Raw genomic sequence first — 19,274 nt, 5'->3', positions numbered from 1 at the left:
AGTTTTAGGCGGTTCGCTGTCTTCCAAATCACCACGACGGTGGCGGCGCCGCTGCAAAGCCTGCTCGAGGACTTCGTGCTGGGCCCGTGTTCCGATTGGGCGCGCGCCGGGCTTGCTGCGGTCGGTCTCAATTACCCGTTCGTGGAGGGCTTGCTTGTCGACGGCATCATTAACGGCGTCGGCATGGTGCTCACCTTCGTGCCGTTGATGGCGTTGATGTTCCTTTGCTTGGCGGTGTTGGAGGACTCCGGCTACATGGCTCGGGCCGCGGTCGTCGCGGACCGACTCATGCGGGCGATCGGGTTGCCGGGCAAGGCGTTCATCCCGCTTATCGTGGGTTTTGGCTGCAACGTGCCGGCGATCTCGGCCACGCGCGTTTTGGCCACCCCGGAACAGCGCAGGTTGACCGCGCTACTGGTGCCGTTCACGTCCTGCTCTGCGCGCTCGACGGTGTACGTGATGCTGGCGCAGACGTTCTTCCCGGAGCATGCCGGATTGGTCGTCTTCGCCATGTACGTCATCTCGATCGCGCTGGTGGTGGCCTCCGGGCTGTTGTTGCGCACGACGTTGTGGCGCACGATGGGCTCCGACCCGCTGGTCATTGACCTGCCCGTCTACCAGTGTCCGACAGCGCGCTTGAGCTTCTCGGTGATGTGGAGCCGCCTGAAAGGCTTCCTGCAGACCGCGGGCGGGATCATCGTGGCCACGGTCGTGGTGATCTGGTTCCTCCTGTCTACCCCCGCTGCGCCGGGGCACAGCTGGGGTGATGAGGACTTGGCGCCCCAAGATTCCCTCTACGGCGTTGTCGCCGATTCCATGGCGCCGGTGTTCGAGCCCGCCGGTTTCGACTCGTGGTCGCTCACCGGCCCGCTGGTCACCGGCTTCCTGGCCAAAGAGGCTCTCATCGCCACGTGGGCCCAGACCTACGACCTCGAGGACGTTACCGACGCGGCCCCAGAGGAGCAGGGCGCATCCCCGCTCGCCCAGGCCGTGCGCGCGGACTTCGAAGAGACCTCCGGGGGCAACACCCTGGCCGCCGTGTGGGCCTACATGATCTTCCTGCTCGCCTACACCCCGTGCGTGGCCACGTTGGCCGCGCAACGTCGCGAGATCGGATGGAAGTGGACCGCGATCGGCCTCGTCGGCCAGTTAGCACTCGCCTGGCTGCTCGCCGTGGCCACCTTCCAGGGCCTGAGCTTGGTGCTCTAGAGAGGGACAACGATGGGATTCTTCACAAGAAACAACCGGCCGCAAGCAGCGCCTGCACCCGCAGCACCCGAGAGCGACCTGCGCCCGATGGAAGCAGTTGTCACTGCAATCCGCGGGGGAGCGCGGTCCCGCGCTGAGATCCGCACCATGACCGGCCTGAGCCCCAGCACTGTCGACGCAGTGGTGCACCACTTGCAACGCGTCGGCCGGCTCACGCTGGAGGAGATCGGGTCGTCGTGCGCGGGCGGCGCGTGCTCGTCCTGTGTGGCGGCGGCCCCGAACGGTGGTTGCGCATCGGCGAACCGCACTGACCGTCCGAGCGGACCCGTTGCGCTCGTGCTGACCAAACGGCCCGCGGATCCCGGGTACAGTTAGCCATGAATATGGGCCATAGCAGGAAGGTGCTGCCATGACTGAGAACGGTCAGGATGAGCGGTATCAGTTGGGGTTCGTTGACTACGAAGTCCCCGACAGTTTCTTCGAACCACTGCCGGAAGACGAAATCGGTGCTTGGGAATAGTTTTCTGCCGGATCCTGACGACATTCTCGACCGCGCCCACGTTGTCTCGCTGCCGATGGCGGTGCGGTTCCGCGGCATCACCACGCGCGAAGCCCTGCTTATCGACGGCCCCGCAGGCTGGGGCGAGTTCTCCCCCTTCCTCGAGTACAGCGACGAGGAAGCGGCGGCCTGGCTGCGCGCCGGGCTCGAAGCCGCCTACGAGGGATACCAGGGTTTGGGTGGCCCTAGCGAAGTGGAGGTCAACGGCACCATTCCCGCGGTGACACCCGACGAGGTGCCTGACGTCCTCGCCCGCTTCGAAGGCGTGCGCACGTTCAAAATCAAAGTCGCTGAGCCTGGGCAGGCGCTCGCGGACGATGTCGCGCGTCTTCGAGCCGTCCACGAGCTGCGCCCCGATGCCGTGCTGCGTGTCGACGCCAACGGCGCCTGGACCGTGCAGGAAGCGATCGCCGCCGCGCGGGCTTTCGAAGAGATCCTCCCGCCTGGGGAAGGCGCGTCGGATGGCTCGACCGGAACCGCGCGCGGCGGGTATTTGGAATACATCGAGCAGCCGTGCCGCACCGCGGAGGAGCTCGCAGAAGTCCGCCGCAAAGTGAGCACGCCGATTGCGGCGGATGAGTCGATTCGGAAGGTGGCGGACCCGTACCGCGTGGTCAAGCTGGCGGCAGCGGATACGGCGGTGTGCAAGGTCGCACCACTCGGCGGGGTGCGCAACCTCACGCGGATCGCCCGCGACCTAGACCTGCGGATCACGGTGGCCTCTGCCCTGGACACTGCGGTGGGGATTCACGCCGGGCTCGTTGCCGCGGCGGCGGTGGGCTCGCAGGCGGCGGGGCTGGCCACGCAACGGCTGTTCATTGAGGATGTCGCTGACCCATTCCCCATCGTGGAGGGGCGCATCAGTATCAATCCGACAGAGTTGTTCGCGCCGGATGCGGATAGGGTGGCGGGTTTGCGGGCGTCGTCGATAAGAAAAGACTGGTGGTTTTATCGTCTGAGGCGCTGTATGGCATATGTTTGATTCATGCCAGCAACAGCGATAACTCACGATTCCACTCAGTTCGCGGAAGGCGACATCGCCACCGCGCCGGAACGCAAGGACTGGCGCCGCCAGGTCATCGGCTTGTTTGTCGGGCTTGCGGCGGCAGTGGTCATCTACCTGTTGTTCCCGGACGGCGCCGCTGACACCGTAGCCCGGTCCGCCGGTGCTGACGCTGAGAAAGAGTACTCCGCGCAGGCAATGCGCATCGTGGCTGCAGTCGCGGTGTGGATGGCGGTGTGGTGGATGACGGAGGCGATCCCGCTCGCCGCCACTGCGCTGATTCCGTTGGCCATCTTCCCGATCATGGGCGTCGCCGAGTTCAAGGAAGTCAGCGCCCCGTACGCGTCCGACACGATCTTCCTGTTCATGGGCGGATTCATGATTGCGCTGGGTCTGCAACGGTGGAACTTGCACCGCCGGCTTGCGCTGTGGGTGGTCAAGCTCATCGGTACGTCCCCGAAGCGCATCATCCTGGGCTTCATGGTGGCCACCGGCTTCCTGTCGATGTGGGTGTCCAACACCGCCACGGCCGTGGTCATGCTGCCGATCGGTGTTTCCGTGCTCACTCTCACCGCGGAGCAGCTGGGCAGCATGGACAAGCAGAAGAACTTCGCCACGGCGCTGATGCTGGGCATTGCGTACTCGGCGTCGACAGGCTCGCTGGGCACGCTGATCGGTACGCCGCCGAACCTGCTGCTGGCCGGCTACATGAAGGAATCGCACGGTATCGAGATCGGTTTTGGCAAGTGGATGATGTTCGGTGTGCCCATTGCGGTGCTGTTCACGCTGCTTGCGTGGGTCATCCTGATCAATGTGTTCAAGCCCGAGATCGACGAGATCCCCGGGGGCAAAGAGCTTATCGACGACGAATTGAAGAAGATCGGCCGCTGGACCCCCGGCCAAATCCTCGCCGGTGTGATCTTCGTGTCTGCAGCGCTGGCCTGGGTGTTCATCCCGCTGGGGATGGAGACCTTCGGCTGGGACTTCCCCTACACCGATGCGAGCGTGGGCATGATCGCCGGGTTGTTGCTGTTCACCATCCCGGGCAAACTCAACGGCATCCGCCTGCTGGATTGGGAGACCGCCAAGGACATCCCCTGGGATGTGCTGCTGCTGTTCGGCGGCGGTCTGTCGCTGTCGGCGATGTTCACCAAGACGGGCCTGTCGTTGTGGGTCGGTGAAGTGGCGAAGATTCTTGCAGGTCTGCCGGTCATCCTGCTCATCGCCGCAGTGGCTGTGCTCATCCTGCTGCTGACGGAGCTGACCTCCAACACGGCGACGGCCGCGACGTTCTTGCCGATCATGGGCGGTGTCGCCACCGGCATCGGCCTGACATCGGGCGGGGACATGAACGTCATGCTGCTGACCATCCCGGTCGCCCTGTCCGCCACATGCGCGTTCATGCTTCCGGTGGCCACCCCGCCGAACGCGATTGCCTACAGTTCCGGCTACGTCACCATGGGGCAGATGATCAAGGGCGGTATCTGGCTCAACGTCATCGCCGTGGTGATCATCACCCTGGCTACCTACTTCCTGGCGGTGCCTGTCTTCGGCCTGGTGCTGTAGGCCGCCGCTTCACCGCGGTAGGTCTCAGATCGCCGGGGGACTACGATGTGGCCCATGGATGATCAGACCCGCCGCGACGGCTCGAATAATGAGACCGAGTTCCTCGGCGCCGACGACCGCACTGCACAGTTCCAGCCCCGCGAGAAGGGGCCACGGCAGTACATGCCGGATGAGACGACCTACCAGGCTGCGTACCCGGAGACGCAGTACGGCGGCCACACCCAGTACGGCGGGCAGGACAGCTACGACGGATACGGCGGCTATGAAGGTTACGAGGGCTACGGCGATCCCGAACCTTACGAGCAGCCGTACCGCCCGCCGCGCGACCGCCAGGCCTACAGCGATCCCGAGCCCTACGAGCAGCCGCAGCGCGGCGGCAGGGCCGGCGGCGTCGCCATGGGCATCACCGCGTTGCTGTTGGCCCTGGCAGCCCTTGTCTTGTTCTTCTTGTGGCGCGGGGCGGAGGGCCGTGCGAACCAGCCGCCGCCGGCACCGGTGACCCTCACGGAGACAGAGACAGTGACGACGACCCCGGAGGGTCTGCTCGACGGCCTGTTCGGCCGCAACTCCGACGGTGATCCCCAGGTGACCATCCCGTCTGACCTGCCGGATGACCTTCCCTCCGAGGTTCCGACTGAGATTCCGCCTGAGCTGCAAGACGAGGCGGAAGGCGTCGTTAGCGAGATCCAGGGCTTCCTCGACGATCTGTTTGGGTCGGGGCAGTAATGGCGGATTCTGCAGTAGAGGCAATCGCCGTCGCGAATTACGTCGCGGAAGAGGTCGCCGGGCATGTCACGGATGTCGTGTTGTGCCCGGGTTCGCGCAACTCGCCGTTGGCGTACGCGTTTCTGGCGCGCAGGGACGTCACTGTCCATTCGCGTATCGACGAACGCGCCGCCTCCTTCCTCGCCCTCGGCCTCGCGCGTGTGCAACGCAGGCCGGTGGCGGTGGTGATGACCTCGGGAACTGCGGTGGCGAACTGCTACCCGGCCGTCATCGAGGCGCACATGTCGCACACCCCGCTGCTCGTGGTCAGTGCGGACCGGCCGGAGCGGCTGGTGGGCACCGGCGCATCGCAGACGATCTGGCAGCAGGGCATCTTCGGCCGCTACGCCGCGACACAGCAGGTCGCCGCGGTGGGTGACCCGATCGAGCTAGACGCGGACGCGGGCGGCAGCAGCGCCGCGCATATCAATGTCGCGTTGGATACCCCGCTCGTGCCGGAGGCGCTGGCGGAACCGGTGGGGACGCCGCGCCGGGTTGTCGGCCCTGGGCGGCTGCAGGGCGGGGCAGGTTTTGTCGACCACGGCGCGGTCGATGTCGACCTGACTTTGAACACACTGGTCATTGCCGGTGACGAGGCCTGGGAGGTCCCCGGACTTGAGCACATACCCACGATTGCCGAACCGACCGCCCCGACCCCATTCCACCAGGTGCACCCCTTGGCGGCGCGGTTTTTCACTCAGGATGAGGTGGCGGTGAGCCACGACGGCGGGGACTTCGCCGCGTCGACAAAGCCGGACCAGGTCATTGTGGTCGGCCACCCAACGCTGCACCGCGATGTGCTGGCGCTCATGGCGGACAACACCATTGAGGTCATCGGGCTGTCGCGCACGGAGGCGTTCACGGGCAACCCTGCCCGCCGCGGCAGCAGAGTGAACGTCACCGGACAACCGACCGATCAGTGGCTCAAGATTTGCGAGGCTGCTGGCGACGTCGGCGCCCAGACAGTCCGCGACGCTCTCGAGGACAAGCAATACGGTTTCACCGGCCTGCATGCCGCCGCAGCGGTGGGCGACACGTTAGCGGTGGGGGACACGTTGGTGCTCGGGTCGTCGAACCCGGTGCGCGACGCCAGCTTGGTCGGCCTGCCTTTCGACGGCGTGTCCACCTACGCCGCCCGGGGTGCTGCCGGCATCGACGGCACAGTGTCCCAGGCAGTCGGCATTGCTCTGGCCACGCAGGCACTGCACCCGGATGAGCTGCGCGCCCCGCGCACGGTCGCACTCGTCGGCGACGTGACCTTCCTGCACGACATCGGCGGGTTGCTCATCGGCAGCCACGACCTGCCGCAGCCGCGTCCGAGCAACCTCACCATCGTTGTGGCCAACGACAACGGCGGCGGGATCTTCGAGGCTCTCGAACCCGGTGCTGAACCGTTGCGCGAGAACTTCGAGATGGCGTTCGGCACGCCTCACGACGTTGACATCGCCGCCCTCGCAGACGCATACGGTGTCGCGTACCGCCGGGCCGAGACGACGCAGGAATTGGTGGAGTGCCTGGTCGATGGCGTCGATAAGCACGAGCCCGTGACTGTGATTGAGGCCGTGACCACGCGCGCGACCAGGCGCGATTTGGCGGAGCAGCTGAAGAAGTGATTCAGCGCCGCCTGCACCAGCTGATCATCGCGCTATACCTGTGCGCGATGCTCGGCAGCGTGGCCATGGTCGCAGGGCCCGTGATGAACGATGCCACCATTTCCCGCGACCCCGGCCGCGGCATTGCCACCGTCACCAGCGTGACGTGGTTGCGCACCTCCGTCGAGTACCTGGACGAAACCGGGCGCGTGCACTTCCCGCCCCACGGTCTGCTCTACCCCTCGGGGCTGGGGGAGGGGCAGCAAGTGTGGGTGACGTACGCGAAGTCGGACCCGGACATTGTGAAGGTGGAAGGCCGCTCGTGGCCCCTTGCGATCATTCCGGCGCTATCGGTGGCGCTCATGTCCACGCTCATCGCGGCGGCGGGATGGCTGGCCGTGTCGCGGGCGGGACGGCGTGAAAATTCACCTGCCGTTACCGAGAAAGACGCGAACAGTTAGCAGGCCAAAGACATAATGGTGCAATGCGTGTCGCCATTGTTGCCGAAGCTTTCCTGCCCAACGTCAACGGAGTAACCAACTCCGTCCTGCGTGTGCTGGAGCATTTGGAGGCGAACGGCCACGAGGCGATTGTCATTGCTCCTGGTGCGCGGTCGAACCAGGAGGAGGTCCCGTCCTACGCCGGCTTCCCGGTCGTGCGTGTGCCCACGATCATGGTGCCGCTGGTTGATTCACTGCCGGTGGGCATTCCGAACACGACGCTGTGGAACACGCTGCGAGAGTTCCAGCCCGACGTGGTGCATCTGGCCAGCCCGTTCGTGCTTGGTGGTGTCGGAGCGATTGCTTGTCGACGTTTGAAGCTCCCCGCCGTCGCCCTCTTCCAAACCGATGTCGCGGGATTCAGCGCCCGGTACCACCTCGGCTTCCTGGAGAAGGCGGCGTGGCTGTGGACGCGCAGGCTGCACAACATGACCCAGATGACGCTCGCCCCGTCGTCAGTGACCATCGCGGAGCTTGAGAAGCACGGCATTGAAAACGTGCACAAGTGGGGGCGCGGGGTCGATTCGGAGCTGTTCCACCCGTCGAAACGCAGCGAGCAGCTGCGCGCGAAGTGGGACCCGACGGGAACGAAGAAATTCGTCGGCTTCGTGGGGCGCCTCGCGTCGGAGAAGGGCGTCGAGCGCCTTGCGGCCCTGCACGGGGATCCAGGCATTCAGCTGGTCATCGTGGGTGACGGGCCGGAGCGACGCGACTTGGGCAAGCTCATGCCGAATGCGATTTTCACCGGTGAGCTGCGCGGGGAGGCGCTCGCGGCGGCCTACGCGTCGTTGGATTTGTTCGTGCACACCGGCGAGTTTGAGACCTTCGGGCAAACGCTGCAGGAGGCGCAGGCTTCCGGCACGCCGACGATCGGGCCGCGCGCGGGCGGGCCCATCGACACGATCGTCGACGGCTACAACGGCCAGCTTCTCGACGTCCCCACCTTCGAACGCGACCTACCCGCCGCCGCTGCGACCATCCTCGCCGACGACAACCTGGAGCAGATGAGCGGCAACGCCCGCGAGTCGGTTGCGAACAAGACGTGGTCGGCGCTGTGCGACCAGCTCCTGGGCTACTACGAGCAAGCAATCGACGCCAGCCCGTACAAGGGGCGCAAAGGCCGGCGTAGTAAGGCGAAGTAGACTGTCTTCCTATGGCCAAGGCGAACCTGGAGAAGAACCCGCACGACGTGGCGGGGATGTTCGATGACGTCGGCAAGAACTACGACATCACCAACACCGTGATGACAGCTGGCCTGGACCGCCGCTGGCGCCGCCGCACCCGCGAACTGCTGGACCTGAAGCCCGGCGAGCGGGTGCTCGACTTGGCCGCCGGCACGGCAGTGTCCACCGAAGAGCTGGCGAAGTCCGGTGCGTGGTGCGTGGCCTGCGACTTCTCCCAGGGCATGCTCGCCGCCGGCGCGCACCGCAACGTGCCGAAGGTCGTTGGCGACGCCATGCACCTGCCGTTCGCCGATGAGACCTTCGACGCTGTGACCATCTCCTACGGTCTACGCAACGTGCACGATTTCGAAGCCGGGTTGCGCGAAATGGCGCGTGTGACCAAGCCGGGTGGCCGATTGGTGGTCAACGAGTTCTCTACCCCCGTCATCCCGGTGTTCTCCACCATTTACAGCACTGTCCTGCCGCGGATGATCCCGCTGCTGGGCAAGGTGTTCTCCTCCAACGCCCCCGCCTACGAGTACCTTGCAGAGTCCATCAAGGCATGGCCTGCCCAGGAGCAGCTGGCCAGCGCCATCAACGCTTCCGGCTGGGAGCGTGCCACCTGGAAGAACCTCGCCTTCGGCATCGTCGCGCTGCACCGCGCTGAGAAGCGCTGAGAAACGCTGAGAAAGCCTAGCGGGCATCCCACAGCGGCGCGCCGCGGCGGATCGCTGAAGCTGAAACGACGGACCCGGCCGCGCGCCACGCCCGCGCGACGAGGTCCTTGTCTTCTTCACTGATGAGGTTGCCCATCAGGCGGGCGGCGGCGGGCATGAGGTAGCGGCCGCCGAGGCCTCGCAACGCAATGGGCCCAGCCAGGGGCAGGAACTGCGGGTAGGTGAGCAGACGGGCAGCGGTGCGAGCAAGCACGAAGGCCTCGCCGTAGCGGCGGCGCAGTTCGTGCGGCCAGACCAATGTCAGGTCACGGTCGCGTGAGCCCGCGCTTGCTTCGGTGAGCAGGTCGACCGCCATGATGGCGGTCTCCAACCCGTAGTCGATTCCTTCACCGTTCAGGGGGTTGACGCAGGCTGCGGCGTCGCCGATGAGCATCCAGTTCGGCCCGGCGACGTTCGATACAGCCCCGCCCATGGGTAGGAGCGCCGAGGCGATGTCGCTTGGTTCACCCAGCTGCCACTCGTCGCGGACCTGGTCGGCGTATTCGACGAGCAGCTTTTTGGTGTTCACCTTGGCAGGCCGAGTGTCGGTGGACAGGGCCCCGCAGCCCAGGTTCACGGTTCCTCTCGCCTCTCCCTTTCCGCTTGGGGCGGAGCGTCCCAGTGGGAAGATCCAGCCGTAGCCGGGTTGAATCTCGCCGCTAGAGTCGCGGAGTTCGACGTGGGAATGCATCCACGGCTCGTCGGCAAACGGGGTGGTGCAGTAGGAGCGCGCGGCGATGCCGTACACCTCGCCGCGGTGCCACTGCCTGCCCAGCAGCTTTCCGACGGGCGAACGCACCCCATCTGCAACCACCACCCAGCGCGCACCGAACGTTCCCTTCGGGGTGACCACTGCCGTGATCTCGCCTTCCGCCCCGTGCTCGAGGGCGGTGACGGGGCAGTCGTAGAGGACGGTGGCGCCGGTGGTGGTGGCCAGGTCGGCCAAGGAAGCGTCGAAAAGCGTGCGGGGAGATGCCGACCCCTCGGTGCCGTAGGAGCCGTTGGGCCACGGTGCGGTGACGGAGCCGCCGAAACCGTGCAACTTCAGACCCTTGTTGCGGTAGGCAGGCAGTGCAGATTCGAGCCCCAGCGTGCGCAAGGAGTGGACTGCCCGTGGGGTGAGTCCGTCGCCGCAGGTTTTGTCGCGGCGGCGGGAAGAAGCGTCGATAAGCAACGTGCTCATGCCCGCGCGCACCGCGGCGATCGCTGCGGCGGAACCGGCGGGACCGGCCCCGACGACAACGCACTCGAAGGATTTCACCGCACTTATTGTGCCAGACTCACACACTGTCGACTACGGTAAAGGGGACCAACAAGCCCGCCCGCACGACCCGCAAGGACAATCAATGACCAACGGCACACCCCAGCTAGACCTCGGGGATCAGGAGCTGGCTGAGCGCGTTGCGGCAGGGTTGGACGGCGTGGAAAAGCTCATGTTTGAGCGTTTGTCCAGCGGGCACGACTTCCTCAACGAGAAAGTCACGCACCTGGCCAAGGCGGGAGGGAAGCGTTTCCGCCCGATGATGGCCATGCTCGCCAGTGAGTTCGGGGATCAGCCGCAGGCGGAGAACGTGGTCAAGGGTGCGACGATTGTTGAAATGGTGCACTTGGCCACGCTGTACCACGACGACGTGATGGACGAAGCCGCAAAGCGCCGCGGGGTCGATTCCGCCAACGCACGCTGGACGAACACCGTCGCGATTCTTTCCGGGGACTTCTTGCTGGCGGAGGCGTCACGCATCATGAGTGAAATTGACACCGCCACCGTCGCGCACTTCGCCGACACGTTCAGCGACCTAGTCACTGGCCAGATGCGCGAGACGGTGGGCCCCGGTGAAGGCGACCCGGTCGAGCACTACCTCAACGTCATCCGCGAAAAGACCGGCGTGCTCATCGCGTCCGCCGCGTTCCTCGGGGCGACGCACTCCGGCGCGAAAGATGAGGACGTGCGCACGCTCAAGGAGCTCGGCGAGGCAGTGGGCATGATCTTTCAGATCGTCGACGACGTCATTGACATTTTTTCCGACTCCACACAGTCCGGGAAGACCCCCGGCACCGACCTGCGCGAAGGCGTGTTCACGCTGCCTGTCCTGTACGCGATGCGCGATTCCAGCCCCGCAGGCGAGGAACTGCGTGCGATGCTCACCGGCCCGCTTATCGACGATGCCGACGTCGCCCGCGCCCTCGACCTCATCGCGCAAACGGACGGCCGTCAGCGGGCGCTTGACGACGTCCGGGGATACCTCGCCGACGTCGACAAGCATCTCGACGCGCTGCCCGACATCCCCGCGAACCGTGCAATCCGCCAGATCTCGCGGTACACCGTCGAACGCGTCGGGTAGCGTTTAGTGCTCCGAGCTGGTGATTTGCACTTTTTCGGGGCGCGTCCTGTAATGTAGTCCGAGCACGCCAGGTTGCCCGAGCGGCCAAAGGGAGCGGACTGTAAATCCGCCGGCATTGCCTTCAGAAGTTCGAATCTTCTACCTGGCACCAACAAACGCACCGAGGGATTCCCGCGGTGCGTTTTTCTTTCGACAAGGCGGAGTTCACGGGGCGGTCACGCGCGCTTTACTTAGAAATAGCTAAGCGTTCATCTCGTGCTTCTAAGTTCGGGAGCGTCCTGTTCTCTCTCCTGAAGGGTCCTTTATGTCTCGCTCCCGTTTCCGCAGCGCGGTTGCTGTTGCCGTCTCCGCTGCTCTTGGTTTCTCCGCGCTCGTCGCGCCGCACGCGTTTGCTCAGCCAGCTAACTCTCCCGTCGTCATCAACGAGGTCGAATCCAACGGCGACCCCGTCGCTGACTGGGTAGAGCTGGCTAACACCAACAATGATCAAGACATCGATATCTCCGGTTGGAAGATCCTCGATGACAACGACAAGCACGCTCCGATCGTCATCCCGGACGGCACAAAGATCGAGTCGGGCGGCTACTTCGCCCTCTACACCGAGAAGCAGACTCCGGACGGCTCCAAGGGCTACGGCCTGGGTGGGAACGACTCTGTTCGCGTGTACAACGCCGCGGGCGAGCTTGTCGCTGAGACCACCTGGAACGGCCACGCCGAGAACACCTGGGGCCGTATCCCGGACAAGACTGGGGAATTCACCGGGACTGGTGAGGCGACCCGTGGGTTGGCCAACAAGGCGGCAGGGGAGAAGCAGCCGGCCGCGGAGGAAGCCTGGCCGTTCGACCCGCAGGAGATTCAAAACATCGACTTGGGTGGCGCGTTCGCGGAAGAGGACATGTCCGGCATTGACTTCGACAACAACGGCCGCGCGTGGATTGTAAACAACGACAAGGGAACGCTTCTCGCTGTCGACTACGACGAGGCCACCAGGCAGTATTCCAATGCCGGTTCCTGGAAGCTGCGCTACAAGGACGGTTCCGGTGACCCGGATACCGAGGGCATTACCGTCGGCCCGGACGGCGCACTCTACGTGGCCACCGAGCGCGACAACACTCAGAAGGATGTTTCCCGCCCGTCCATCCTGCGCTACGAACTGCCCGGTGGCGACGAGAAAGAGCTGAAGGCCACCCACGAGTGGGATCTGAAGTCGCTCACGGGGGAGATCGGTGCGAACGCCGGGTGGGAGGCGATTTCCTACATCCCTAATCAGAGCGTGTACGCCGTTGGTTTGGAGGCTAACGGCAAGGTCTACTTCGTCGACCTCAAGGACGATGAAACCCACGAGCTGAAGCAGGAATACCAGTCTCCGTTCCAGGGGGCGATGGCGCTGGATTACAACTCCGTCGACAAGCAGCTGCGTGTGCTGTGCGACGAGGTCTGCGAGGGCGCATCCATCAACGTGGCTCACAACGGAACGGACTTCGCGCCGGTGTCCAAGGTTCAGGCGCGGCCAGAAAAGATGGAGAACTTCGCTAACGAGGGCTTCGCCACCTTCGTCTCCCGCAGCCAGTGCAAGAATGGGAAATCCACCGACACCACGCGCTTCCTCTGGGCTGACGACGGCGTGTCGGGCGGTATTTCCCTGCGCGGCGCGGTCTCCACGAAGGAGACGGAATGCGAGCCGACCACGGGTGGCGGATCAGGTGAAGGTTCGGCAGAGGGCTCGGCTGAGTCGTCGTCACGCGATGCGGACGGCAACCTGAACCCGGGCGCGAAAGCAGGAATTGCACTGGGCGTTCTCGCGGCGCTGGGCGCGATCTTCGCTGCTTTCAAAGACCAGATCAACGGTGTCCTGGGGCAGCTCTTCGGCATCCGTTTCTAGCGGTATAAACAGGCTGAAACAGAGATTGACCTGCTGATTTGTGAATGTGCGCAATGGCAGGTTAATCTTTCAAAGGCTTCAAACAAGCGGCTAACGCTTCAGAGGCTGCGCCCCCTTAGCTCAGTCGGCAGAGCGTCTCCATGGTAAGGAGAAGGTCAGCAGTTCGATTCTGCTAGGGGGCTCTGTTGTTTGCTGCCATCTGACCGGGAAACTGGGCAGAAGGAAGTAGGCACATGGCGGTGTAGCTCAGTGGTAGAGCAAGCGACTCATAATCGCTGTGTCGAGAGTTCAATTCTCTCCATCGCTACTCACCTTCTAGGGGCGGTTCTACGCTCGTGGTAGGGTTGGCGTACTGTTTTACGCAGTGCACCAAAGGGGCGTGGCGCAATTGGTAGCGCAACGGTCTCCAAAACCGTAGGTTGCAGGTTCGAGTCCTGTCGCCCCTGCCATAGACGACCAAAGCCTTGAGGAGAGCTGTGACTAACAACCAGCCAGGTAGAAGTACGGCGAAGCCCACCGGTAAACGCCAACTGAGCGGTTCCACCTCCGTCACCTCTGAGTCTTACGAGGCAAAGCGCACTCCCGCGACCACTGCCGATGACCAGGACAACACTGGTGACGGCCCACTCGCGTTCCCCGGTGAAGTTGTCGGCGAGATGCGCAAGGTGGTGTGGCCCACCGGCTCGCAGATGGTCAACTACACGCTCATCGTGTTCGGCTTCCTCATTGTTCTCACCGCCCTGGTGTGGGGCGTGGACCAGGGCGCAGCCTGGGTAGTTGAGCGAATCCTGGTGCCTTAGGTATAGTCTTTTCAGACCAACAAATATCCCGCCGCCCGTCAAGGGTAAGGCGGGATCAGTTTTTGGCCCAGCAGGTAGGCTGGGACGCACCACACACCCCGACGAAAGGAGCGGTCATGGCAGAAGACACCACCAACAACGAAGCCACCACTGAAGAGCGCAACGAAGAAGAAATGGTTGCCGAAGGCGGCGCGGTGCAGGAGTCCACGGACCCGGAAACCGGTGCAGACGACGCTGAGGCTGACAGTCAGGGCTCCGGCGCCACTACCGACCTCCAAGAAGACGAGATGATCGGTGAAGGCGGCGCTGTCGGCGACGGCAACGCTGACGCTGAGCCGGCGCTCGACGTGGAGCAGGACGAGGCGCCGGAGGTTGAAACCCAGCCCGTGCAAGAGGTCGACCTCGAATCGGCTGATGCCACGGAGGCTGACGCTGAGGCGCCGGTGTCCCCGGAGGCCGCTCTTGGCGCTGAGCCGGAGGAGGCTGCTGACGCGGATTACAAGCGCCGTCTGCGTGAGTACACCCGCGAGCTGAAGAAGCTTCCCGGTTCCTGGTACATCATCCAGTCCTACTCGGGCTACGAGAACAAGGTGAAGACCAACCTGGACATGCGTATCCAGACGCTCGAGGTGGAGGAATCCATCTACGACGTGGTCGTGCCCATCGAGCAGGTCTTTGAGAAGGACAAGAACGGCAAGAAGAAGATCGTCAAGCGCAAGCTTCTTCCCGGCTACGTCCTGGTGCGCATGGATCTCAATGACGCAGCATGGTCCGTGGTCCGCGAAACTCCGGGCGTGACCAGCTTCGTCGGCAACGAGGGCAACGCGACCCCGGTCAAGCACCGCGACGTGGCGAAGTTCCTCATGCCGAAGGCCGCGCCTGTGGACGGCGAGGCGACCGCTTCCGAGGCAAATACCGAGGGCGAGACCGTCATCGCGATGCCGGAGCAGGAAGAGAAGCCGAATGTCGCGCACGACTTCCAGGTCGGCGAGGCTGTCACCATTCTCTCCGGTGCGCTGGCGTCCGTCTCTGCGACCATCAACGAGATCGACCCGGAGACCGGAAAGATCCAAGCGCTCGTGTCCATCTTCGGCCGCGAGACCCCGGTGGAGCTCACTGCGGATCAGATCGAGCGCATCATGTAGCTCGAGCACTTTGCTTATCGACGAATCACCGGCTCCCAACCTAACGGGGCCGGTTTTCGTGATTTGGGCTGGTCGGGGTCTATCCCGTACACTGAGCGATCGTGCCTGCTTACGGGTGGGTGCGGTAATGAACGTCCCCGGTGGCTGCGTCGATAAGCAAACGGCGTTGGCGTGGCATCCGGAAGGCCGCCGTTAAACATCGTGGCGGGGGCCTGTACCAAGGAAATGAGGTAATTCGATGGCTAAGAAGAAGGTCACTGGCCTTATCAAACTGCAGATCGAGGCTGGTATGGCAAACCCGGCGCCGCCGGTCGGTCCGGCTCTTGGCGCGCACGGCGTGAACATCGTCGAGTTCACCAAGGCGTACAACGCTGCAACCGAGTCCATGCGCGGCAACATCATCCCGGTGGAGATCACGGTCTACGAAGACCGCTCCTTCGACTTCATCCTGAAGTCCCCGCCGGCTGCGAAGCTCCTGCTCAAGGCTGCTGGCTTGCAGAAAGGCTCCGGTGTCCCGCACACCGACAAGGTGGGCAAGGTCACCTGGGAGCAGTGCAAGGAAATCGCCGAGACCAAGAAGAACGACCTCAACGCCCGTGACATCGAGGCAGGTGCCGCCATCATCGCCGGTACCGCTCGCTCCATGGGCATCGACGTGGAGAAGTAGTCCGCGCGGACTCCTGCTCGTGGGAGGGTCTGGTCAGGCCCGCACCACACTTCCCGCCGCCTGATGTGGCGGCAGCAATCAATACTGCAAAGGAATTCAACATGGCCAAGAAGCACTCCAAGACGTACGCCGAGCAGCTGGCAAAGATCGACCGCGAGTCGGTCTACTCCCCGCTGCAGGCAGTCACCCTGGCAAAGGAGACTGCCTCCGATAAGTACGACGCAACCATCGACGTGGCAATGCGTCTCTCCGTCGACCCGCGCAAGGCTGACCAGCTCGTCCGCGGCACCGTCAACCTGCCCAACGGCACCGGTAAGACCGTCCGCGTCGCTGTTTTCGCTGAGGGCGAGAACGCAACCAAGGCTCAGGAAGCTGGCGCCGACATCGTCGGTTCCGACGAGCTGATCGAGCAGATCAACGCCGGCAACATCGACTTCGACGTTGCTATTGCGACCCCGGACCAGATGGCGAAGGTCGGCCGCGTTGCCCGCGTCCTCGGCCCGCGTGGTCTGATGCCGAACCCGAAGACCGGCACCGTCACGCCGGACGTGGCTAAGGCTGTCAGCGAGTCCAAGGGCGGCAAGATCGCCTTCCGCGTGGACAAGGCATCCAACCTGCACGCTCTGATCGGCAAGGCATCCTTCACCCCGGAGCAGCTCGCCGAGAACTACGGCGCACTCCTGGATGAGGTTCTGCGCCTCAAGCCGGCATCCGCCAAGGGCATCTACCTGAAGAAGGTCACGGTGTCTGCGACCCAGGGCCCAGGCGTTCCGGTTGACCCGTCCGTGCAGAAGAACTACACCGAGGCTTAAGCCCGCGTAGTTTCTACGCTCACGACCCCGGTTCTCGGCATTCACGCTGAGAACCGGGGTCTTTTGCTGTGGTGCCGTCGCGCTGGTTCTCGTGACCCCACGTGCGCGTTATCCTGTGAGAAGGGCGAGACCTTTATGAAGTTGTAATCATTATGTTATTCTTTTGGAGTCACCCGCATTCATGATTTAGCCGACCTTCAGACTTCCAGAAAGGCCTCCTCGTGTCTCTTCAGCCAGCCTCCGTCCGCCGCTCCGCTCTCGCCGTCGCCCTGACTGGATCCCTTGCAATCGCAGGTAGCCCTGTAGCGAACGCGCAGGATCTCGTTCTGGAAAGCGGCCACATGAATGTCTTCAATGTCACCGCGAAAGACGGCCAGCTCAAGCTCGACCTCAAAGAGGACATCACTGGCTCCAACGTGGAGCGCCCGGCAGAAGATGTCACCATGGTGGTGCACAAGGATGCGTTCACCGAGGACACGAAGAACCTTCCCCAGGTGGGCAAGCCCGGATATGTCCTGCCGCAGGGCTACCACCAGGGCATGCTGCGTCCTGGCTGGACTACGTTGATGGCGCGCTGGGATGGTTTCACGGACGTGAAGATCCGCATCGACGAGGTCTCCGGCCCGGGCGAAATCCACGCATTCAACACAGACGGCAAGGGTGGTTTCAAGGCTGCGGCTGACGACGGTGAGTTCCAGCTCACCCCGGGCAGCGCCATCCACCAGGACACCCCGGCGCACCTGCACACCCACTGGCTGTTCACTGAACCGGGCACCTACACCATGAAGGCAACCGCACTGAGCAACGGCAAGGAATCGAACCAGGCGACCTACACCTGGGAAGTGGGGCAGAAGGCCAACGAGCGCCCGATCATGGATGAGCCGCTCTCGCTCGACCGCTTGCAGGATTTGGCAAGCACGGCGCCCGCGCCGTCGCCGGTTGCGGTTGATCCGGTTGAGAAGGGGGCAGCTTTGCCGCCGTCGCCAGCTGGTGAGCAAAAGGCACCTGCCAAGAACGGCGTAGACGCTAAGGACAGCAAGGCCGACAACAACAAGCCGAAGGCTGATGAAAAGGGCAAGGCGGAGAAGGGCAGCCCCGCTGCGACTGCAAACGCGCAGGAGCAGCGCCCGCTGAATGGTATCGCCACGGTGCTGTCCCTCATCGGTGCAACGTTCAACTTCCTGCAGGACAACCTGCTGAAGTTGTTCTGGCCCTCGAAGAAGTAACTGATCCGTCGGCGCGGGGGCAAAAGGTCGCCAGCTTTACTAATCGCGCATCTGAGGTACGACTGGGTGTCATGCTGAAACGCGTTGCTCTCTCCCAGAACCAAACCGGCGATCAGCGTTTGGCGGGTTTGCTCACGGCCTCGGCCGCGAAAGCGGGGGAAGACGTCTACCCGCTGCGCAATATCGCGGCCTTCGTCCTCGAGGACGGGCAGACCCGCTTCGCCGGTCTCGGCGCGGACGAGCACACGGAGTTCGAGATCGCGTCGGTGACGAAGACGTTCACCGCTGATCTCTTGGAGCAGGCGATCGAGCTGGGTGAGGCCACGCCTGACACGACCGTGGAGGACGTGCTGGGGGAGCGGGTACGCGGCGCGGCAGTATCGACGGTGACGTTGGCGGAACTTGCCAACCACACTTCCGGTTTGCCGCGGATGGGCAAGCAGCGACTCAGTAGCAGAGTAAGAGCGGTGCTGGGCTTGAATCCTGACGTGGGCATCACAGTCGACGATGTTGTCGACCAAGCGTTAGCGGCGCGGTTGGAGGGCCGCGGCGCCGAGACGTACTCGAACCTCGCCCACGATCTCCTTGGTCTCCTGCTGGCCGAGGTTGCCGGGACCCGCTACCCCGAGCTGATCAAGCAGCGCGTGCTCGATCCGCTGGGCATGACGGAAACGTACGTGGCGCTGCCGGGAACAGTGGGGCCAGGCAAGCCGCGGGGAGTGTCCATGCTGGGCTGGCGCGTCCAGGCGTGGGAGATGGACGGCACGGCTCCTTCCGGTGGGTTACGGTCCACCACCTGCGATATGGCGAAATACGCCGCATATGTGCTCGAGCGCGACAAGTTCCGCTTCACCTGGCCGAATATCAAAGGCACTGAGCTGTACTGGCATAACGGCGGAACGTTCGGGTTCTCGTCCATGCTGCTGCTCGACACGGGTAAACAGCGTGCGTCTTTCGTGGCTGCCGATTCGTCCACGGAGATTGAACCGTTCGCGTTCGAACTTCTCGGGCTGGAAGACCCTGCCAAGAACAAGAAGCAGTGATTGCGCGATTTGGTTTCCCGCGCCACCCTGCACTAAGGTTCACCAACGAAGTTTGAACGGGAAGTCTTCCCGCGCTCAAGTTTCACCGAAGACCGTCGGTCATCCCGAAGGCGAAAGCCTAGAAGGATCGAAGACTCCACCCATGGAGTGACCCACGCAGGAGAAACGTGGCTTGTATAGCGCTTGAAAAGCGCATTGCCTCGTGCTTCTGCACGGGGCATTTTGTTTTGCGCCGGTCGCGTGGTGGCTGCCACGTGGCGTCGATAAGCGAAATGCTCCGGGCG

Annotated in this window: 17 protein-coding genes, 4 tRNA genes and 1 pseudogene; 21 read left to right on the top strand and 1 reads right to left on the bottom strand. The window is 63.8% G+C overall.

Annotated features, from left to right (window positions below):
* Positions 1–12: 12 nt before the first annotated feature.
* The 9 genes and pseudogenes from HMPREF0291_RS01525 to HMPREF0291_RS01485 all read left to right on the top strand — a co-directional run.
* Positions 13–1,209 (top strand): annotated as a pseudogene (locus tag HMPREF0291_RS01525) (nucleoside recognition domain-containing protein); the annotation flags it as partial.
* Positions 1,210–1,221: 12 nt separating this feature from the next.
* Positions 1,222–1,584, top strand: coding sequence for a hypothetical protein (locus tag HMPREF0291_RS01520; protein WP_050748766.1), 363 nt, complete (start codon positions 1,222–1,224; stop codon positions 1,582–1,584).
* A gap of 131 nt (positions 1,585–1,715) precedes the next feature.
* Positions 1,716–2,750 (top strand): o-succinylbenzoate synthase, encoded by a 1,035-nt coding sequence (locus tag HMPREF0291_RS01515; protein ID WP_005286857.1) that lies wholly within the window; start codon positions 1,716–1,718, stop codon positions 2,748–2,750.
* Positions 2,751–2,753: 3 nt separating this feature from the next.
* A complete protein-coding gene (locus HMPREF0291_RS01510) occupies positions 2,754–4,337 on the top strand; it encodes an SLC13 family permease (protein ID WP_005286854.1) in 1,584 nt (527 codons plus the stop codon).
* A gap of 54 nt (positions 4,338–4,391) precedes the next feature.
* Complete coding sequence (locus tag HMPREF0291_RS01505; protein ID WP_040423427.1) at positions 4,392–5,063, top strand: hypothetical protein; 672 nt, start codon at positions 4,392–4,394, stop codon at positions 5,061–5,063.
* On the top strand, positions 5,063–6,715 hold the full coding sequence (gene menD, locus HMPREF0291_RS01500) for a 2-succinyl-5-enolpyruvyl-6-hydroxy-3-cyclohexene-1-carboxylic-acid synthase (RefSeq protein WP_005286848.1): 1,653 nt from the start codon (positions 5,063–5,065) through the stop codon (positions 6,713–6,715). Before HMPREF0291_RS01505 ends, menD begins: the two co-directional genes overlap by 1 nt.
* On the top strand, positions 6,712–7,155 hold the full coding sequence (locus tag HMPREF0291_RS01495; RefSeq protein WP_005286845.1) for a DUF3592 domain-containing protein: 444 nt from the start codon (positions 6,712–6,714) through the stop codon (positions 7,153–7,155). Before menD ends, HMPREF0291_RS01495 begins: the two co-directional genes overlap by 4 nt.
* A gap of 23 nt (positions 7,156–7,178) precedes the next feature.
* Positions 7,179–8,336, top strand: coding sequence for a glycosyltransferase family 4 protein (locus tag HMPREF0291_RS01490; protein ID WP_005286842.1), 1,158 nt, complete (start codon positions 7,179–7,181; stop codon positions 8,334–8,336).
* A gap of 11 nt (positions 8,337–8,347) precedes the next feature.
* Positions 8,348–9,034, top strand: coding sequence for a demethylmenaquinone methyltransferase (locus HMPREF0291_RS01485; protein ID WP_005286839.1), 687 nt, complete (start codon positions 8,348–8,350; stop codon positions 9,032–9,034).
* A 16-nt stretch (positions 9,035–9,050) separates the two neighbouring features.
* Here the strand turns inward: HMPREF0291_RS01485 and HMPREF0291_RS01480 are convergent, their stop codons facing one another.
* Positions 9,051–10,334, bottom strand: a complete 1,284-nt coding sequence (locus tag HMPREF0291_RS01480) for a geranylgeranyl reductase family protein (RefSeq protein ID WP_005286836.1) — start codon at positions 10,332–10,334, stop codon at positions 9,051–9,053.
* Positions 10,335–10,419: 85 nt separating this feature from the next.
* On the opposite strand from HMPREF0291_RS01480, the gene HMPREF0291_RS01475 reads away from it, so the two are divergent.
* The 12 genes from HMPREF0291_RS01475 to HMPREF0291_RS01420 all read left to right on the top strand — a co-directional run bounded on the left by HMPREF0291_RS01475 (position 10,420) and on the right by HMPREF0291_RS01420 (position 18,990).
* Positions 10,420–11,415, top strand: coding sequence for a polyprenyl synthetase family protein (locus HMPREF0291_RS01475; protein WP_040423425.1), 996 nt, complete (start codon positions 10,420–10,422; stop codon positions 11,413–11,415).
* A 66-nt stretch (positions 11,416–11,481) separates the two neighbouring features.
* A tRNA-Tyr gene (locus HMPREF0291_RS01470) sits at positions 11,482–11,566 on the top strand.
* A gap of 153 nt (positions 11,567–11,719) precedes the next feature.
* Positions 11,720–13,297 carry a lamin tail domain-containing protein gene (locus HMPREF0291_RS01465; protein ID WP_005286830.1) on the top strand — a complete coding sequence of 526 codons (1,578 nt, stop codon included), beginning with the start codon at positions 11,720–11,722 and terminating at the stop codon, positions 13,295–13,297.
* Between the two features lie 109 nt (positions 13,298–13,406).
* Positions 13,407–13,479: transfer RNA gene (locus HMPREF0291_RS01460), tRNA-Thr, on the top strand.
* Between the two features lie 53 nt (positions 13,480–13,532).
* Positions 13,533–13,604: transfer RNA gene (locus HMPREF0291_RS01455), tRNA-Met, on the top strand.
* Positions 13,605–13,670: 66 nt separating this feature from the next.
* Positions 13,671–13,746 (top strand) — tRNA-Trp (locus HMPREF0291_RS01450).
* A 27-nt stretch (positions 13,747–13,773) separates the two neighbouring features.
* Complete coding sequence (gene secE, locus HMPREF0291_RS01445; RefSeq protein ID WP_005286828.1) at positions 13,774–14,097, top strand: preprotein translocase subunit SecE; 324 nt, start codon at positions 13,774–13,776, stop codon at positions 14,095–14,097.
* A 287-nt stretch (positions 14,098–14,384) separates the two neighbouring features.
* A complete protein-coding gene (gene nusG, locus HMPREF0291_RS01440; protein ID WP_083770340.1) occupies positions 14,385–15,242 on the top strand; it encodes a transcription termination/antitermination protein NusG in 858 nt (285 codons plus the stop codon).
* A 238-nt stretch (positions 15,243–15,480) separates the two neighbouring features.
* Entirely contained in the window at positions 15,481–15,909 is a 429-nt protein-coding gene (gene rplK, locus HMPREF0291_RS01435; protein WP_005286826.1) for a 50S ribosomal protein L11, read from the top strand.
* Between the two features lie 101 nt (positions 15,910–16,010).
* Entirely contained in the window at positions 16,011–16,721 is a 711-nt protein-coding gene (rplA, locus tag HMPREF0291_RS01430; protein ID WP_005286821.1) for a 50S ribosomal protein L1, read from the top strand.
* A gap of 221 nt (positions 16,722–16,942) precedes the next feature.
* Positions 16,943–17,947, top strand: coding sequence for a choice-of-anchor M domain-containing protein (locus tag HMPREF0291_RS11165; RefSeq protein ID WP_005286819.1), 1,005 nt, complete (start codon positions 16,943–16,945; stop codon positions 17,945–17,947).
* Positions 17,948–18,018: 71 nt separating this feature from the next.
* Positions 18,019–18,990, top strand: coding sequence for a serine hydrolase domain-containing protein (locus tag HMPREF0291_RS01420; RefSeq protein WP_005286815.1), 972 nt, complete (start codon positions 18,019–18,021; stop codon positions 18,988–18,990).
* The last annotated feature ends 284 nt before the right edge of the window (positions 18,991–19,274 follow it).

The sequence above is a fragment of the Corynebacterium genitalium ATCC 33030 genome (genome assembly GCF_000143825.1).
Classification (GTDB): domain Bacteria; phylum Actinomycetota; class Actinomycetes; order Mycobacteriales; family Mycobacteriaceae; genus Corynebacterium; species Corynebacterium genitalium.
Note: the sequence above shows the minus strand (reverse complement) of the source record. Positions and strands in the feature narration are given on the sequence as shown.

Coding starts and splice junctions, on each gene's coding strand:
- menD (WP_005286848.1), top strand. CDS start 5,063: ATGGCGGATTCTGCAGTAGAGGCAATCGCCGTCGCGAATTACGTCGCG.
- HMPREF0291_RS01510 (WP_005286854.1), top strand. CDS start 2,754: ATGCCAGCAACAGCGATAACTCACGATTCCACTCAGTTCGCGGAAGGC.
- nusG (WP_083770340.1), top strand. CDS start 14,385: ATGATCGGTGAAGGCGGCGCTGTCGGCGACGGCAACGCTGACGCTGAG.
- rplA (WP_005286821.1), top strand. CDS start 16,011: ATGGCCAAGAAGCACTCCAAGACGTACGCCGAGCAGCTGGCAAAGATC.
- HMPREF0291_RS01475 (WP_040423425.1), top strand. CDS start 10,420: ATGACCAACGGCACACCCCAGCTAGACCTCGGGGATCAGGAGCTGGCT.
- HMPREF0291_RS01520 (WP_050748766.1), top strand. CDS start 1,222: ATGGGATTCTTCACAAGAAACAACCGGCCGCAAGCAGCGCCTGCACCC.
- HMPREF0291_RS01490 (WP_005286842.1), top strand. CDS start 7,179: ATGCGTGTCGCCATTGTTGCCGAAGCTTTCCTGCCCAACGTCAACGGA.
- HMPREF0291_RS01485 (WP_005286839.1), top strand. CDS start 8,348: ATGGCCAAGGCGAACCTGGAGAAGAACCCGCACGACGTGGCGGGGATG.
- HMPREF0291_RS01465 (WP_005286830.1), top strand. CDS start 11,720: ATGTCTCGCTCCCGTTTCCGCAGCGCGGTTGCTGTTGCCGTCTCCGCT.
- HMPREF0291_RS01420 (WP_005286815.1), top strand. CDS start 18,019: ATGCTGAAACGCGTTGCTCTCTCCCAGAACCAAACCGGCGATCAGCGT.
- rplK (WP_005286826.1), top strand. CDS start 15,481: ATGGCTAAGAAGAAGGTCACTGGCCTTATCAAACTGCAGATCGAGGCT.
- HMPREF0291_RS01505 (WP_040423427.1), top strand. CDS start 4,392: ATGGATGATCAGACCCGCCGCGACGGCTCGAATAATGAGACCGAGTTC.